Origin of the sequence: Balnearium lithotrophicum, assembly GCF_900182585.1 — a bacterium.
Lineage (GTDB): Bacteria > Aquificota > Aquificia > Desulfurobacteriales > Desulfurobacteriaceae > Balnearium > Balnearium lithotrophicum.
This window is the reverse complement of the sequence record NZ_FXTM01000020.1, coordinates 1-16,554: the sequence shown is the minus strand read 5'-3', so window position 1 is coordinate 16,554 and position 16,554 is coordinate 1. Positions and strand designations below refer to the sequence as shown.

18 protein-coding genes are annotated in these 16,554 nt (G+C 38.3%); 11 read left to right on the top strand and 7 right to left on the bottom strand.

Going from position 1 to position 16,554, the window contains the following annotated elements; genetic code table 11:
- Window positions 1-48 precede the first annotated feature (48 nt).
- The gene (locus FN732_RS07575) at window positions 49-1,110 is read left to right on the top strand and encodes a potassium channel family protein (RefSeq protein ID WP_142935964.1); all 1,062 of its coding nucleotides are present in this window, start codon (window positions 49-51) and stop codon (window positions 1,108-1,110) included.
- Here FN732_RS07575 and FN732_RS07570 read toward each other — a convergent pair.
- Both FN732_RS07570 and ccsA read right to left on the bottom strand, forming a co-directional pair.
- Window positions 1,097-1,549, bottom strand: coding sequence for a hypothetical protein (locus tag FN732_RS07570; RefSeq protein ID WP_142935963.1), 453 nt, complete (start codon window positions 1,547-1,549; stop codon window positions 1,097-1,099). The genes FN732_RS07575 and FN732_RS07570 overlap by 14 nt on opposite strands.
- Window positions 1,550-1,694: 145 nt before the next feature.
- Window positions 1,695-2,390 (bottom strand): cytochrome c biogenesis protein CcsA, encoded by a 696-nt coding sequence (gene ccsA / locus FN732_RS07565; RefSeq protein ID WP_142935962.1) that lies wholly within the window; start codon window positions 2,388-2,390, stop codon window positions 1,695-1,697.
- Between the two features lie 81 nt (window positions 2,391-2,471).
- Between ccsA and hisD the strand changes: the two genes are divergently transcribed.
- From hisD to FN732_RS07520, 9 genes are read left to right on the top strand one after another with little or no spacing between them, the layout of a single operon-like run.
- Window positions 2,472-3,803 (top strand): histidinol dehydrogenase, encoded by a 1,332-nt coding sequence (gene hisD, locus FN732_RS07560; RefSeq protein ID WP_142935961.1) that lies wholly within the window; start codon window positions 2,472-2,474, stop codon window positions 3,801-3,803.
- Complete coding sequence (locus tag FN732_RS07555) at window positions 3,803-4,738, top strand: aspartate carbamoyltransferase catalytic subunit (RefSeq protein ID WP_142935960.1); 936 nt, start codon at window positions 3,803-3,805, stop codon at window positions 4,736-4,738. The genes hisD and FN732_RS07555 overlap by 1 nt, the downstream gene beginning before the upstream one ends.
- Window positions 4,735-5,058, top strand: a complete 324-nt coding sequence (locus FN732_RS07550; RefSeq protein ID WP_142935959.1) for a c(7)-type cytochrome triheme domain-containing protein — start codon at window positions 4,735-4,737, stop codon at window positions 5,056-5,058. The genes FN732_RS07555 and FN732_RS07550 overlap by 4 nt, the downstream gene beginning before the upstream one ends.
- Window positions 5,055-6,335: a dihydroorotase gene (locus FN732_RS07545; protein WP_142935958.1), complete on the top strand. Its 1,281-nt coding sequence runs from the start codon at window positions 5,055-5,057 to the stop codon at window positions 6,333-6,335. Before FN732_RS07550 ends, FN732_RS07545 begins: the two co-directional genes overlap by 4 nt.
- A gap of 9 nt (window positions 6,336-6,344) precedes the next feature.
- A complete protein-coding gene (locus FN732_RS07540) occupies window positions 6,345-7,220 on the top strand; it encodes an SDH family Clp fold serine proteinase (protein ID WP_142935957.1) in 876 nt (291 codons plus the stop codon).
- Between the two features lie 10 nt (window positions 7,221-7,230).
- Complete coding sequence (locus tag FN732_RS07535; protein ID WP_142935956.1) at window positions 7,231-7,722, top strand: CarD family transcriptional regulator; 492 nt, start codon at window positions 7,231-7,233, stop codon at window positions 7,720-7,722.
- Window positions 7,719-8,699 carry a PIN/TRAM domain-containing protein gene (locus FN732_RS07530; protein ID WP_246051353.1) on the top strand — a complete coding sequence of 327 codons (981 nt, stop codon included), beginning with the start codon at window positions 7,719-7,721 and terminating at the stop codon, window positions 8,697-8,699. The genes FN732_RS07535 and FN732_RS07530 overlap by 4 nt, the downstream gene beginning before the upstream one ends.
- Entirely contained in the window at window positions 8,696-9,382 is a 687-nt protein-coding gene (gene ispD / locus FN732_RS07525; protein WP_142935955.1) for a 2-C-methyl-D-erythritol 4-phosphate cytidylyltransferase, read from the top strand. Before FN732_RS07530 ends, ispD begins: the two co-directional genes overlap by 4 nt.
- A 16-nt stretch (window positions 9,383-9,398) precedes the next feature.
- A complete protein-coding gene (locus tag FN732_RS07520; protein WP_142935954.1) occupies window positions 9,399-10,043 on the top strand; it encodes a Crp/Fnr family transcriptional regulator in 645 nt (214 codons plus the stop codon).
- On the opposite strand, the gene FN732_RS07515 is transcribed toward FN732_RS07520, so the two are convergent.
- Both FN732_RS07515 and cooS read right to left on the bottom strand, forming a co-directional pair.
- Entirely contained in the window at window positions 10,015-10,347 is a 333-nt protein-coding gene (locus FN732_RS07515; RefSeq protein ID WP_142935953.1) for a nitrous oxide-stimulated promoter family protein, read from the bottom strand. The genes FN732_RS07520 and FN732_RS07515 overlap by 29 nt on opposite strands.
- Before the next feature lie 51 nt (window positions 10,348-10,398).
- Complete coding sequence (gene cooS / locus FN732_RS07510; RefSeq protein WP_142935952.1) at window positions 10,399-12,360, bottom strand: anaerobic carbon-monoxide dehydrogenase catalytic subunit; 1,962 nt, start codon at window positions 12,358-12,360, stop codon at window positions 10,399-10,401.
- A 141-nt stretch (window positions 12,361-12,501) separates the two neighbouring features.
- Between cooS and FN732_RS07505 the strand changes: the two genes are divergently transcribed.
- Window positions 12,502-12,855, top strand: coding sequence for a NifB/NifX family molybdenum-iron cluster-binding protein (locus FN732_RS07505; RefSeq protein WP_142935951.1), 354 nt, complete (start codon window positions 12,502-12,504; stop codon window positions 12,853-12,855).
- Here the strand turns inward: FN732_RS07505 and FN732_RS07500 are convergent.
- Genes FN732_RS07500 through FN732_RS07490 form a run of 3 tightly spaced genes read right to left on the bottom strand, consistent with a single transcriptional unit; the run spans window position 12,852 to window position 16,373 of the window.
- Window positions 12,852-14,408, bottom strand: coding sequence for a capsule assembly Wzi family protein (locus tag FN732_RS07500; RefSeq protein WP_142935950.1), 1,557 nt, complete (start codon window positions 14,406-14,408; stop codon window positions 12,852-12,854). The genes FN732_RS07505 and FN732_RS07500 overlap by 4 nt on opposite strands.
- Window positions 14,409-14,418: 10 nt before the next feature.
- A complete protein-coding gene (locus FN732_RS07495; protein ID WP_142935949.1) occupies window positions 14,419-15,075 on the bottom strand; it encodes a polysaccharide biosynthesis/export family protein in 657 nt (218 codons plus the stop codon).
- Window positions 15,054-16,373 (bottom strand): SLBB domain-containing protein, encoded by a 1,320-nt coding sequence (locus tag FN732_RS07490; protein ID WP_221928614.1) that lies wholly within the window; start codon window positions 16,371-16,373, stop codon window positions 15,054-15,056. Before FN732_RS07490 ends, FN732_RS07495 begins: the two co-directional genes overlap by 22 nt.
- Between the last annotated feature and the right edge of the window lie 181 nt (window positions 16,374-16,554).

Genomic DNA, 16,554 nt, shown 5'->3' with positions numbered 1-16,554 from the left:
TAAAGTTGGCGTATAATAAAAATTAAAGCCAAGGAACACAATTGAAAAATGGCGACAGTAAAGCTTACCAAGAAATTTTTAAAACAAGAAATTAACTCTATTCTCGTGCTAATTTTGGTTCTTTTGTCAGGTACAATAGGATATGGAAAATTAGATAACTGGAATCATAGTATCATAGACTATTTGTATATGACTTTCATAACAATTTCTACTATAGGTTATGAAGAGGTTATTCCTTTAAGTACACCAGAAGCAAGACTCTTTACAATTGCAATTTCAGTGGTTGGAATTGGTACTTTTGGCTATATTTTTTCAAAACTTACAGCTTTTTTATTTGACCCTATAAATCGAGAAATATGGAAGGAAGAAAAAATGAGAGAAAAGATAAAAAAAATGAAAAATCACATAATAGTTTACGGAAATGATGTTTATTTACTTTATCTTATAGAGGACTTGATAAATTCAAATTTGGAGTTCGTACTTATTTTAGAAAATAAAGACCTTTTTGAAAAAATTATTAGCAATTATCCTAATTACGACTTTAATTATTTCATATCAGAAACCAAGATTATAAAAGATGTAATTCTTAAGAATGCTAATGTGGAAAAGGCCAGAGGATTAGTAGCTATCTCAGATGATGATTCTAAAAACTTATATATTTCTATTGCATGTAGATATCTTAATCCAAAAATAAAAATTATTGCAAGATGTTTAAATCCTGAGTTTATACAAAAATGCAAGTTTGTAGGTATTGACTATCCTATATCTTTAGATTACATCAGTGCAAAATTTTATCTTTACAAATTAATTAAGCCCTATTCAGTTGATATATTCTTAGATTTGTTTTCAAAGTCTTTCATAGAAAAAAAGCATGACATTGATGAAATTGAAATTAATAAAAATTTGGAAGGAAAAGCTATTATAGAACTTGGATTAAAAAATTTTTCCGAGTTAATAATTGTTGCTCTTGTTAGAGAAGGTAAAGTGATAATCAATCCATCTCGACAAATGTTACTTAGAAAAGGAGATGTTCTGATCGTTTATGGGAGTAAGGAAGAACTTAGAAGATTTAAGTCCTCGTTAAAGTTATTAAGCTTCAAATTAAAATGACAAGAATAATAATACAAGTTGTAAGTCCGTATAGAAGTAAAAAAAGAAAGGGAACTAAAGAAAAGTTAGAATACTGAACTTTAACCATCGGTAGTCCTTTGTAAAAGGACAGTCCTTTTATCCAAAGCATACCAGAAGAGGAAAATAAAGGTTTGTTAAAGGAAACTCTTCCAAGAATTCTTTTTCCTTTTTCTTCTATAAAAAATTCGCTGTTTATTTTATCTTTGTTTACTAAAAGTTTAATCAATCCTATCTTTTTCCCTTCGACTTCAACATAACTTTGGGGATATAAATAGAAAGTCTTACTCTTCCAAAAAATAGGAGTGAAAATTAACGTTAGTAGAGATAATCCTGTTGTTATATGTAGTAGTACTTTTAGTTTTCCAGTTCCTCTGCAGTAAAGGGTTTGAACAGCTAACAGGAGTAAAACAGAACCCAACGAAACTATTAAAACCTCTAAAACTTTATCGTGGATACTGCTGATTTGAGTCAGTCCAATCGGAATTTTTACCTGGAGTAGAACAGCAAAAGTAAAAAGGAAAAAAAGAAAGTTCAAAATTCCAAATAGTTTTACAGATTTTAGGTTAAAAGGCATGTGTTCCTCCAAAGATAAAGTTGACACCTAAAAACAGGAATACCACTATAAGGGCATTTAGGAAAATTAACCAGTTTAAGTAATTTTTTAATTTGTCATCAAAGGCGGAATGGAGAACGAACAGGCTGAAGAACCAGAAAAACAGAGAGAACAGAGACTTAGGTTCTACCATAAAGAGCTCCCCCCAGGAAAGGAACGCCCAGAGAGTTCCAAAGAAAAGGGACAGTGTGAATAGGGCAACTCCCCATCTAACGGGGTTCAAACTTTCAATCTCCTTTTTAGTAACCTGAGACCATATAGAAACTATTCCAGCGCTTATAAAGAGAGCGTAGGACAGGATAGCACTTCCAACGTGAAGGAAAAATAGAGGAGTCCTGATAACGGGAGGAATTTCACTGACTCTTGTCGGCATAAAAAGGAGTGGAAACAAAAAGATTGCAGAAAGAAACCCTGTAAATCTCTTATCAACTTTTAAAATGTGAGCTACTCCTAAAAAGGTTATTACGAACAGAAGAAGAGTATCAAATCCGTCAAATATTGGAGGATATCCAAATTCAAAACACCTGTATACAAGCAATCCAGAGGTAGTCACAAATGCTGCTGCAAGGAGAGATGAACTTTCAAACGCTCCTCCAAGAAGCGAAAGTAGGAGAGCTCCTAAAGAGATAAGTTTTAAGTTGTCCATTCCACCTCCAATACACTAATGAAACTCCATTAAGTATAATCTCTTGGAATAAAACAGTTCAAACCCTTAAGGAGAGAGAGAATGAAACTGGTTAACTTGAGAAAGGAAAACTGGAAGGAAGACCCGGAGCTCCTTAGAATAAAAACGAGAGGTCAGGGACTGGAATCAAAGTATGCTCAGTCCGTTTTGGAAATAATTGAAAACGTTAGAAAGTTTGGAGATAGTGCCGTATTTAGCTATGCAAAGAAGTTTGACAGAGTTGATTTAAACAGTGAGAACGTGAAGGTTTCTGAAGAGGAGATAGAGGAGGCATTTGAGAAAGTTCCAAAGAACGTTGTAGACGCAATTGAATTTGCCGTTGAAAGGGTTAAAAAGTTTCACGAGCACCAAAAGGAAAACTCCTACTTTGTAACCGAACCGGGAATTCTCTTAGGGCAGAAGGTTACTCCTTTAGAGAGTGCAGGAATCTACGTTCCGGGAGGAAAGGCATCCTACCCCTCATCTGTAATCATGAATGCCGTTCCTGCAAAAGTTGCTGGAGTTGAAAAGGTCGTAATGATTACTCCTGCGATAGGCTCCTTGGACGTTAATCCCTACTCCTTGGTTGCAGCTAAACTCTCCGGAGTTGATGAGATATACAGAGTTGGAGGAGCCCACGGTGTAGCTGCAATAGCCTTTGGAACGAAGTCAATTCCTAAAGTTGATAAAATTGTAGGGCCTGGAAACATTTACGTTGCCCTTGCAAAGAAGTTTCTCTTTGGAACTGTTGACATAGATATGGTCGCAGGTCCAAGTGAAATACTTGTAATAGCTGACGAGACTGCCAATCCAGATTGGGTTGCAACGGACCTCCTATCCCAGGCCGAGCACGACGAACTTGCAGGTTCATTTTTAGTTACACACTCTGAAGAAGTTGCAGAAGAAGTTATAAGGGCAGTTTCTGAAAAACTCAAAAAGCTCAAAAGAAGAGAAATAGCTGAGAAATCCATAGAGAACTTTGGAACTGTCTTCTTAACGAGGGATATTTACCACTCGTGTGACGTTGCAAATGAAGTAGCTCCTGAGCACTTAGAGGTAGCAACCAAAGAGCCCTTCTCACTCCTTGACAGAATTAAACACGCCGGAGCAATCTTTTTGGGACATTACACCTGTGAAAGCTTGGGAGACTACGTTTTAGGACCTAACCACGTTCTTCCAACCGGAGGAAGTGCAAGGTTCTTCTCTCCCCTTGGCGTTTACGACTTCGTAAAACGCTCCTCCGTTCTCTACGTAAGTCCTGAAGGCTTTAAGAGGGTGAATAAAGCTGCAAGGAATTTGGCAGAGTGTGAGGGACTTGAGGCTCACAGATTGGCAGTTGAAGTCAGAGAGGCCCTTAAATTGGTAATTACCGAAAGTGAGAAAGAGAGGGTTTGATGAAACACCTAATCTCTGCAGACCAAGTAACAAAGGAGCTCTTTGAGGAAATCTACTCAATCTCTCAGATTGTTAAGGGAGCTCTAAAGAGCGGTAGAAAGAAGTTTTCAGTCCTTAGAGGAAAGTGTATTGTCAACCTCTTCTTTGAACCATCAACAAGGACGAGGTCGTCCTTTGAAAAGGCAGGTAAGTTTCTATCTGCCGACGTTATAAACATAAGCACCTCTGCAAGCTCCGTTAAGAAGGGAGAGAGTTTAATAGACACCGTTAAGAATTTGGACATGATGCATCCCGATGTTATCGTCTTGAGGCACCCGTGTGAGGGAGCTCCAGAAACGGTTAAAAACTTTATCAATGCCTCTATTGTCAACGCTGGAGACGGAAGAAACCAGCATCCCACCCAGGCACTTTTGGATGCCGTAACTTTAAAGGAGAGATTGGGAAGTTTGGAGGGAAAGAGAATTACGATAGTTGGAGATATAACAAACAGTAGGGTTGCCCGCTCAGATTCTATCCTATTTAGGAAATTGGGAGCCGAAGTTTTCATTTACGGCCCTTCAACGATGATTCCGAGGTATCCTGAAGCTTTAGGAGTTAAGGTTCTGTCCTCCTTCGATGAGTTAGTGGAGGTTTCTGACGTTGTAATTCTCCTGAGAATTCAACTTGAGAGACAGAATGCAAAAAGGACGTTCCCTTCGGTTAGGGAGTATTCGGAGCTCTTTGGACTCAACGGGAAAAAACTTGAAAGACTTAAGTTAGATACGCTAATTCTCCATCCAGGTCCCTTTAACAGGGGAGTTGAATTAACAAACGATGTTGTTAACTATAAAAATTCCCTCATATTCAATCAGGTGGAAACAGGTTTGGCAGTTAGAATGGCCGTTCTTTCAATTCTATGTGGAAGAAAAGAGAAACTTTTGGAGGAAGTTCAATGAAGAGATACTTGGCTTTAAGCTTACTAACTGGTTTGCTCCTCTTTGGTTGTTTTAAAGGAGGTGTTTTAAATAGGGATTTGGTATTTAAAACCAAAAACGGCCCCGTTGTTTTCAGTCACGTTTACCACGTAAAGGTAAAGAAGCAACACTGCTCATACTGCCATCCAAAGATTTTTAAGAGAAAGTTTGGAGGCGATAAGTTTACAATGCAGGATATCTGGAACGGTAAATTCTGTGGTGTCTGTCATAACGGAGTTAAGGCCTTTGATGCCAAAGATCCTAAAAACTGTACAAAGTGCCACAAACAGGAGAGGAAATGAGAGTTCTTCTTAAGGGTGGAAGAGTCGTAGACCCATCTCAAAACTTGGATGGAACGTATGATGTTCTAATTGAAGGAAATAGAGTAGTAAAAGTTGAAAAAAAGATAGATAGGGTAGAAGCAACAAAGGTCATTGATGTTTCAGGACTTATCGTTTCTCCAGGATTTATAGATCTCCATACTCACCTCAGGGAGCCGGGACAGGAGTGGAAGGAGGACATTGAAACAGGTTCCCAAGCTGCCGTTGCAGGAGGTTTTACATCTGTTTGCTGTATGGCAAATACAGACCCTGTTAACGACAATCCATCGGTGACAAAGTACATTGTGGATAGGGGAAAGGAAGTAGGTTTATGTGACGTCTTTCCAATAGGTGCTATTACAAAGGGTCTCAAAGGGGAGGAGTTAGCGGAAATTGGACTGATGGTGAAAGCAGGTATCGTTGCAATTTCTGACGATGGAGAGTCACCGAGGGACAGTAGGGTTTTGAGAAATGCCATGGACTATGCAAGGAGTTTGGGAATTCCCGTTTTTACCCACTCAGAGGATAAGACCCTATCAGCCGGCGGCCACATGAACGAGGGGCCACTCTCTACAAGGTTAGGAATTCCCGGAATGCCTCCAGAGGCTGAGGACATAGGAACGATGAGGGATATTCTAATTGCAAAGTTAACGGGAGCCCACATTCATGTTTGCCACGTTTCAAGTAAGGGAGCTCTGAAAATAATTGAGGAAGCTAAGGGGGATGGAGTTAGAGTAACCTGTGAAATAACTCCCCACCACTTTACGCTAACTGAGGATGCAGTGGAGGGATTCAATACAAATGCAAAGATGTGTCCTCCTTTAAGAACCAAGGACCACGTCGAAGCCTGCAGAATTGCCCTTAAAAAGGGAGTTGCTGATTCAATTGCCACAGACCACGCTCCTCACTCTGAGGATGAGAAGTTGGTTGAGTTCTGCAGAGCTCCCTTTGGAATAATAGGACTTCAAACTGCCCTTCCTTTATCCCTAAACCTCGTTAGAGAGGGATATCTAACTTTGAGTCAGATGATAGAGAAACTGTCAACGAATCCCTCAAGAATTATAGGGAAGAGGGACATAGGAAGCTTAAAGCCCGGCTCAAGGGCAAACGTAACTGTTTTTGACCCTGAAGAGGAGTTTGTTCTAACCAAGGAGGAGATAAAATCCAAAAGCTGCAATACACCGTTTCTGAATAAAAGACTAAGGGGGAGAGTGAAAATAACGATTTATAATGGTAAAATTGTTTTTAAAGATAAATAAGGAGAAATCATGCACCAACAGCCTGGATTCTCATTCTTTGACCTATTCTGGTTATTAATTATTCTCTTCTCCCTCTGGCCTCTCTTTCAGCAGAAAAACTTAGAATGGGCAAGACTCCGTCTAATTAGGGAAATTGAGAAAAAGAGGAAATCAAGAGTAATAACGATGATTCACAGACAGGAAAGACTTGCCTTCATGGGTTTTCCCCTCTTCAGGTTTATAACGATTGAGGATTCTGAGAGAATACTGAGGGCAATAAGAATAACTCCAGAAGATATGCCAATTGACCTGATAATCCACACCCCCGGTGGACTGGCACTGGCAGCGACTCAGATAGCCTCAGCCCTTGCTAAGCACAAAGCCCCAGTTAGAGTAATTATTCCCCACTATGCAATGTCCGGTGGTACATTAATAGCATTGGCAGCGGATGAAATTGTCATGGACTCAAACGCCGTTATGGGACCCCTTGACCCGCAGTTGGGTCAATTTCCAGCCCCCTCAATTGTAAAAGCAGTGAAGGAAAAGCTCCAACACGACAGGGGGAGCGTTAAGGATGAAACCTTAATACTTGCAGATATTGCAGAGAAATCCCTAATTCAAATGAAGCAGACGATAGAGAGAATCTTAAGGTTAAAAAAACACGACGAAAAGAAGGCTAGAGAAATAGCGGATATACTAACCTCTGGGTACTGGACTCACGACTATCCATTAACTGTTGATGTTCTTAAATCCTTAGGTCTCAATGTGACAACAGACGTTCCCGATGAAGTTTACGATTTAATGGAGCTCTACTACCAACCAAGCGGACAGGCATCCGTTCAGTACATTCCAATACCCTATGGTGAACCCAAAAAGGGGGAGGTGCCGATAAGGAAACCACATTAGGAGCGTTAAATTGATAAAAGTAGGAGATAAGGTTGCATACCCACCCCACGGTGTAGGAGTTGTTGAGGGAGTAGAGGAGAGGGAAGTAGGGGGGAAGAGTGTGGTCTTCTACAGGATATCCCTAATTGGAAAAAATATGTCAATACTAATTCCAAAGGAAACAGTTGAATCCTCAGGAATAAGGCCCGTTCTCTCTGAGGAGGAGATTGAGGAGCTTTTTAAGTTTCTATCAGAAGTCCCTACAAATATAAGTGATAAGTGGACCGTCAGACATAGACTTAACGTTGATAGGTTAAAAACGGGAAATGTTATGGAGTTAGCAACTGTTGTAAGGAACCTTTCTTACAGGTCTAAGGAGAAGGAGCTCTCCTATTCAGAAAAGAGGATGTTTGATGAGGCATTTTCAAAGCTTGCCGAAGAAATTGCCCTCTCTTTAGGGGAACCTGTTAAAAAGATAAAACAGAGGATGAGGAAAATTCTGAGAGAGGTTAAGAAGGCGTGATAAAGAGTCTTTTTGGAGGATTCCTTCTCCTACTTCTTCTTGTTACTATCATCATTTTTAAAAATTACGGATTCACACTTACACAGTCACTCATACTGGGGATTTTTATCTCGGCCGCTTCCTTTCTCTTTTATCAGTTCATTCTGAAGAAGAAAATTAAAGTAAAGACGGTCATCCTCTTTTCTGTAGGTTTCTTTTTGGGACTCTACCTGGCAAAGGGAATAGCCCTTTCTCTCTTTCCCATATTTTCATCCTTTACCTACCTTCAGGATATTCTATTTCTAACGCTTCCTTACCTATTCGGATTTCTTGCAGTTGAAGTTGGAAGGAATAGACCTATAACCGAAATCCTGAAGGAGGAGAGCTCCCTCTACTGCAGTGTAAAGGTGGTAGACACGAGCGCACTAATAGATGGGAGAATTTACGAAATAACAAAACTTGGATTTATTGAGGGAAAAATCGTAATTCCAAGGTTTGTTTTGGAGGAGCTCCAAACTCTGGCAGATTCAACTGACCCAATGGTTAGAACTAAAGGAAAGAAGGGCCTTGATATTGTTTCAAAAATGAGAGCTCTGGAAAAGCCCCCAGTTGAAATTTATGAAAGGGATTTCCCCTGGATAAAGGACGTTGACGCAAAGCTTGTGGAGCTCTCAAAAAGGCTCAGTGCAAAACTTGTAACGACCGACTACAATTTAAACAGGGTAGCTTCTATAAAGGGAGTTGAAATCCTCAACATAAACGACCTTGCAAATGCTCTGAAGCCGGTTGTAGCTGTAGGAGAGGAGTTGGTTGTTCTACTTGTAAAGGAAGGAAAGGAAAAGAACCAAGGTGTGGGTTACTTGGACGATGGAACTATGGTCGTTGTTGACAATGCAAAACACTTAATAGGGCATAAAGTTAAAATTTTGGTGAACAATATTCTTCAGACCTCCTCGGGGAAAATAATCTTTGGTAGGTTTAAAGAGGTAGTTAAGTGAGAATAGCAGTTATTCCGGCAGCGGGTCTTGGTAAGAGATTTGGGGGAAAGAAACAGTTCTTTAAGGTGTACGACAAATTAATAGTTGAATATCCGATTGAGATATTTTCAAAGAATTCCCTCATAGACGGAATAATTCTCGTCCTCCCCGAGGATGAGTTAGAGTTAGGTGGAGAGTTAAAGAAAAAGTATAAAAAAATCCTCTCAATTGTTCCGGGAGGAACGGAGAGGCAGTACTCGGTCTATAAAGGATTGTTGGAGGCAAGAGAGTATAAACCTAAGGAAGTTTTAATTCACGATGGAGTAAGGCCGGTTGTTGAATATTCAAAAGTTGAGGAGTTGGTTGTAGCACTCTCCGATTATGAAGCTGACGGCGTTATTTTAGGAGTAAGGCCTAAGGAGACAGTGAAGGAGATAGGAACGCCACTTGAACCGGGGGATTTTTTAATAAGAAGAACACTTGATAGGGATAGATTGATTTTAGTTCAAACTCCTCAAATCTTTAAATTTGAGGTTCTTTTGGAGTGTCATGAGAGAGCTCTAAAGGAGAATTTCCTTGCAACCGATGATTCTGCACTCCTTGAAAAGTACGGATTTACAGTTGTTTCTATTCCAGGAGACTATAAGAACATAAAAGTAACAACTAAAGAGGATTTAGAAATAGTTAAAGTATTCCTCAAATAACCATGAGGAGGAATTTGTGGAGTTTCTAAAAAAAATTCCTCTTTTTAAGGAGTTAACTGAACATCAGATAGAGAGCATAAAGAAGATTTCAACTATAAAAAAGTATGACAAAGGAAAGACCCTCTTTTCCCCTTACGATAGAGCCGAGTTTTTCTTCATTCTTAAAAGTGGAGCTGTGAAGGTATTTAAAACTTCAAAGGGAAAGGAACAGATAATAAGGATTTTTGATAAACCAAATCTTTTTGGAGAGGCTGCAAGCTTTACAGGAACGAACTTTCCTGCTTGGGCAGAGACGATTGAAGATTCTGAAATATTACTCATACCAAGGAAGGAGTTTTTAGAAATAATAAGAAACGACCCTGAAATTGGAATGAAACTCTTATCCGTAATGGCTCAAAGACTAATCCACTTAACTAACGTTATAGAAAGTCTTTCCCTTAAAACAGCTCTTTCAAAGGTTTCCTCCTACATATTAAGGAAGTATGAAAATGAAGGGGAGGAGATAAACTTCAGTACAGGCATAGCTGCGATGGAGTTGGGGCTCACTAAGGAAACAGTTTCGAGAATGCTTTCAAAACTTAAAAAGTTAGGTTTAATTGAAAAGGAAGGAGGAAGGATTTTAATTAAAAATCTTAACGGTTTGAGGGATTTAGCTTCATAAATACTTTTTCCTTAAATTCGTGGACAATCCAGTCTAAGGGACTGTAAATTAAAAGTCTTGGACCGCTAAATCTCATAACTTGTTTTATTTTTTCTCTATATTCAGGCAGGTAGCAGTGAACGGGGCACTTTTTGCAAGTAGGTTTATCTTCTCCAAAAGGACATAACTCTAACCTCTTGAATGCATAGAGTAGGAGTTTTTCACATTCAGGACAGAGCTCCCCTCTTTTCCTTTTGTGCTTCTTCCAACAGTAGATTTCAACCATCTTTCTTATAGTCTCTTTTTCCCTTTCAATGGCTCCCAATAGAGCTCTCCTATATAAGAAATTGAACCCTCCCAAAGGGAGGGCAAAACTCTATATACCTAAAAGTTCTCTCTTCTTCATGATGTGCTCTTCCATTGCCTTAGCTGCTTCAACAGGGTCGTCTCCTACGGCTATCTTTCCACCTGTAAGGCCTTCAACTTCCTCTGTTAGTAGTTTAACAACTTTGTCTGACCCTGTAACCGGAGGAACGGGGGAAACGTGTGTGTAGAATCCCATTGCAACGGCTGAGAATCCATCAATTACGGCCTTTTGTTCCATGTACTCAGGAGCAGTAACAACTGCAGGAAGCTGTGAAGGGTCAACTCCTAAGGCATTGGCTATGGCAACAGCAGTCATAATAATTCTTCCCGTGTCCGTACAGGTTCCAAATGAGAGGACAGGAGGAATTCCCAATGCCTTACAGACCCCTGCAAGTTTAGGGCCAGCAAACTTTTCTGCTGCCTCAAGGGTTTCCAATCCTTCCTGTTGCATACCGGCATTTCCGCAACCTGCCCCTATGACCAGAATATCCCTCTTAATAAGTTCCTTAGCAATCTGAACGGTCACACTGTCCTGAGGTCCGTTTCCAAGGGATGTACAGTTAACAAGGGCTGCTATTCCCTTAATGTCACCGCTTTTGATAACTTCAAGTAGAGGGTCTAAACTTCCTCCAAGGGCATTAACAATCGCTTCAGCCGAAAATCCTACAAGGGCTTTCTGTTTAAACTTGGAAACATCGGCCTTTTGCTTGTTCCTCCTCTCTTTAAAGTTCTCAATGGCCAATTTAATAATTTCCTCTGCAACCTTTGACTCATTGCCAGGTTCATACTCAAGTCTTATTGAACCTGGAACGCCTATTATGTTTGAAACGGCAATTAGCTTAAAGTTGTACTTATCTGCATATTCTTTTAGGTTTGCAAGTGAGCAGTTCATATCCATAACAAAGGCATCAACAGCACCGGTTGAGAGGAAGTACTCAATAGAAATCCAGTTGGAAGTAAGTCCTGCAAAGACGTCATCACATTCAAGGCGAGCCATCATCTCCTGACCAGTTTCAATGGAACCAACAATCTTTAACCCTTTTGCTCCAGCTTCCCTTGCCATTTTTTGAAACTTTTCATCCTTAGCGAGTTTAACAAGAGCCATTCCAACAAAGGGTTCGTGACCGTTTGGAAGTATGTTTACGTAGTCCGGGTCAAGAACTCCAAAGTCAACAGTACACTCATGGGGAGATGGAGTTCCATAGAGAGCGTCTTGAATCATCTCCAGAGGAACTAAGCTACCAAAGGCTGAAGCAACACCGTTTCTCAGTGCAGCGAGGGCTAAGGTTATGTAGTCACCGTCTATGTTTGTCATCGAACGAGTAACGGAATCAACGAGCTCATTCATCGGTCCCTTTGGAGTAATTCCAAGCTTCTTAAATACCTCTTTCCTCGTTTCAGGTGCGAGAGCTTCAACGAACGTTGAAGTTTTATTCTCTGATAGTGTTTCGAGTACCCTTTGGGCTACCTTCTCTGCCTTTGAATCTAACGGAAGTGAAGTATCAACACCTAAAATTTGAGCAAGAGCATCTATCTTTGAAGGGTCCTTTATCTCGTAAACAGTATTTCCCCTTGCAGTCTCAAGAAGTGTAAGGGCTGCTTCTCTGCAGTGGTAGGTGTAAGCTGCAAGTCCCATATTGGCCTTAATGAGGAGGTTCCTCATTACAATTCCATGGGCATCGATTCCACAAACGCCCCTTGGTGTCTGTGGCGTTATACGGCAGGGTCCCATTGAACAGAGTTGACAGGAAACCCCTTCCTTACAGAATTTACAGCGAACCTTTTCCATTGCCTCAAATCTGTCAGCAACGTTTGATAGGCCTGCCTCCTTTACCTTCTGATACATGAAGTTAACACTTTGATGGATGGAGGGCATTTTTAAACCAACTCCTGTAGAAAGGTCAGACTCAACACAGAAGTTTTGTTGTTCTTCCTTCTTTCCACCGTTGCCCTTTTTAAAGAATCCAAACATCCTTACCTCCTAAAAAGTTTTCTCTATTAATCTTAAAGACGCTGAAATTCCATTCCCTTGATTTAAGTCAAAAAGAGACAATATTTATAAAACAAAGTAAATCCGAGTTAAAGAATTAAATGAAATTTTAATGGAGGACTAATGAGGATAACTATTCCCATTCTTGAAAAAGAGGTTAATGGAAGAAAGCTAATTAATCCTCACTTTGGTAAGTCAAATCTCTTTGCAATTTTCGATACAGAAACTGGAAATTTAGAAATCTTAGAGAATCCTACATTGGAGCTCCAGAGAGGAAGGGGAAATTACATTGCAAAGTTGTTCAGTGAAAAGGGAATTGAGGCTGTTCTTGTAAAGGATATAGGAAGTGGAGCTCTTAGTAAATTAGAAAATTTTGAAATAAAAGTTTATCTGCTATCTCAAAGTATTAAATTCTTAGACGAGGCTTTGGAACTTTTCAAAGAAGGAAAGTTTAGCAAGGGAAACGATGATTTTTAAAATTGCAAGTTTAATCCAATAGAGAATAAGTAAACATTTTTATTATTTGAAGTATAGTCATAGTGCTCAATATTGTCATAGATAAATGAGGTATAAAGACGTGTGGAAAATACTTTAAGGAAACTAAAATTCTTTAAATTCAAGAGCTTATTAGCTTTTAAAGAATATATATGTTCTTTTTCTTGAATAGACTTTCTATCAACCCCATGTTCTACGTAGTTGTAAGAAAAAGATACATTTGCAAACTTAAAGTCCTTTGAAACCTTAAAAAAATAACTTTCTGAATCTCCTCCAATATTGTTTCCGATGATAAACCCGTGATAAGTGTAGCCGTTGGGATACATGTGATGACTGTACCACATTGCTCCGTTATTCCCATCCGTCGTTTCAGTGTATTCAAACTTCAAATCGGTTAATCCTGTTGTTAGAGAAAGACCTAAAATGTGGGCAGCTCCAGTTGGTAGAGGTAATCCTCCTGGACCAACAGGTTTCAATGCATCATCTCCACCATAAACAAAGTAGAATTTTCCACCTTTAAACGGTTGGAAATTAAACTTATTGAGCCAATTCAAATAGTAAGTAATATCAATAGAAGCAAGCTGATTATTATCGTACTTGTGTGCCTCAGGATTTGTATCTCTAACATTTTCATTATTGGCAGTAAATAGTTCCCAAAAATCATGTAAAGAGTGGTAATTGGGTCTTCCTTTTCCTCCAAACTGAATTGCTCTTGTTCCTGCTATCTCCAAGTTCCTAAAAGGCTTCCACGCAAGTCTCATCCCCCAAATATGGGCATATGATCTAACCCTTTCTTTCTCTAATTGAGCAATTATGTTGGAAAATTTCCATTCTCCTAAGTATTTAAAAATCCAAGGAAGTTTTTTATAGGAATCGTTCTCTACCTTAAACATTAACCAAGGGCGTACGTTATTTGTGAATAGTAAATCCCCATTTTCAGCGTTACCCCACCAAATGTTATCCTTACCAAATAGGAAATTAAGACCGTCTAACTTCCAAGTTATATATCCTCTGTTGAGTCTTAAGATATCTTCTAATCTGTACTCCGGTTCTAAATAAATAAGAAAACGTGATAACTTAAGTTCTGAAGAAATGTCAAGCCTACTGTTTAGTCCATTCTTTAAAGAGTAACCTTCAGAATAAGGAAGTTTGTAATTATTGATTCCTGAAAGGGAGAATGTAGAAAAATATATATTATTAACAGGCTTAATGTAGTTTTCATTTTCCTCTTTTAGAACAGAATTTACAGAACTCTTAAAAACTGGATAAAGTTCATCAAAAAACTTCTTAGCTAAAGAAGGAGAAATTGCTCTATTGTTGTATATTTCTATTATTGCCCTTGCAAACTGTTCTCTTGTCAATGGCTTAAATGACAAATCTGAATTTTTTATTAATCCTATCTCCTTTGCTCTTTCAAGAATTTGATATTCCCTTTGATACTGAAATATTGGAACAGTGGCACTAGGCATTTCAAGTGCCATGGAAATCTTAGAAATTAACAATAAAATGAAGATAAGAATTAATTCTTTCTTCATAAACTCCCTCTTAGAGTTTCGTTATTGTATAGACGGTGATTGCTCCTTGATAAATAATTTGCATCACATCTTTAATTAAAGGTCTCCACATAACAGGAACGTGAATTTTTGTGGGGACAATTATGGCATCACCAGGATTTAATTTATAATCAAGTACACTATTTGAACCCAACTCAATTCTATTTTCACTGCTGTTCCAATCAAATGTTCTCCCACCAAGATTTTCAGAACTTACTACTGAGCCATCTGCTCTTATAACAAAAACATTCTTCTTATCAGCATCCTTCGTAAAACCACCACTCATTGCAATGTAATCTCTAACAGTCATATCCTTTTGATAAACAAGAGCAGATGGATTGTAAACTTCTCCAAAAATGAGAATGCTCGATGGTTTTTTGGGAATATAAATTTTGTCTCCATCCTCTAAAAGAATGTTGTACGAGGAATTCATAAGTTTCTCAAGGTTGTAAGGGACAACGATGCCAGAAATTCTTCCTGTAACCTGAGCTTTTTCCATTTCACTTAAGAGCCTTCTCTTTGCCTCAAAGGCGGACTGTCTTGCATGCAGCTCTTGAGCATTTAACTCCGATTGCATAACTCCAGCTTCTTCCTTTTCAAGCTCCTGCTTCATAATGGAAATAGCCTTTAAAAGCCTTTCCTTTTGCATTTTTTTACGGATTCTCTAAGAACAACTATTCCCTGAGGATAGGCATTTTCTCTAAATCCACCGGCAGCCTTTAGAACATCATAAAGTGTAGTTTTCTCATTTATTTTGTAAACTCCGGGTTTCCTTACATAACCTGAAACTGTAACTTTTTCAACCATTTCATCCGGTTTTACTTTCTGAATAACAAGCTTGTCACCGGGTTTTAGCAGAATATCAACTTTCGAATTCTTTTTAACTAGTAAATCATAGAGGAAAACAGATGCAGCATAAATTTGAGTTTTAGATTTACTATTTTTAATATTTTCTTTTGTACTTTCTTCTTCATTATCAGAAGGTTCTTCTCTAAGCATTTTGTTTTCGCTTAAGAATTCGTTGGCCCTTGTTCCTTGAGTGTAGGCTATACTATTCATTTCTTTTACTGGTTCAAAAAGATTGCTTTCAAGACCTATTGTGTTATTATCTTCAATTCTTGAAACTTCTATCTCTTTGCTTCTTGTTCTTCCTAAAGTATCTAATAATTTTCCTTGTTCTTCAGGTTGTCCTTCTTTAATTTGTCTGAATATTACTACTTTCAATTTTCTTATATCTTCAGTGAATTTTGCAGACGATAGAGCTTCAGAAAGTTTTAAACCTTTATGGTAAGGAAGGTAATAAGATTTCTTAATAAGTCCAGAAACCCTTATTGGTGGATATATATACTTAGGATAGAATTTAATTATGTCTAACCTATTAATTGTTAGGTCCTTTTTCCCATTTAAAATATCAATAGGAGCAAACCTCTCAATTCCTGTTACTTCAAGTGTTTTTAAATCTCTCCTTTCTACTTCCGCATAGTAAAGGTTTGTATTTAAAGTGAGCATATCTCGATTAAGAATGTCTGAAAGTTTCATTCCTCTTTTATAGGCGTAAATTCCTGGATACTTTATTTCTCCTTTTACAAGGAAAGCATCCTTAACTTTATTAAAGTCTATAATTTCTTTTTCCTTAAATTTGTATAGAATAATTCTATCTTTAGGTTTAAGCTCTAAATCCTTCTTACCTTTTAATACATCTTCGGGAGAAAAGGTTAAGTACTTAGGTAATGAACCTAAAGGATATCTTCTCTCTATAAGAGCAAATCTCATGTTGGAATCGGGAAAGAACATATCGGGTTTCAAAATCTCTGATAACTTCTCCCCTGGTTTGTATTCGTAAAGGCCCGGATAGGTTGTATAACCTTCAACAGAAACGGCATTTTCAGGAATATCCACAATCTGTTTTATAAAAACTAAATCACCATCTTTTAATTTCTTATTCATAAATCTTTTATTGTCCAAGGAGCCTTCATAAACTTTTAATAAGTGGTTGTTCTCAAATCTCTGAAGTATTACTTTATACTTATAACTGTTGAAGTTCAGAAAGAAGGTGGACACCCTAAAATAAGATTTGAACTCCAACAAAAGGAGGTGTCCACCAATGAAACAATTAAAGAAATTCAAA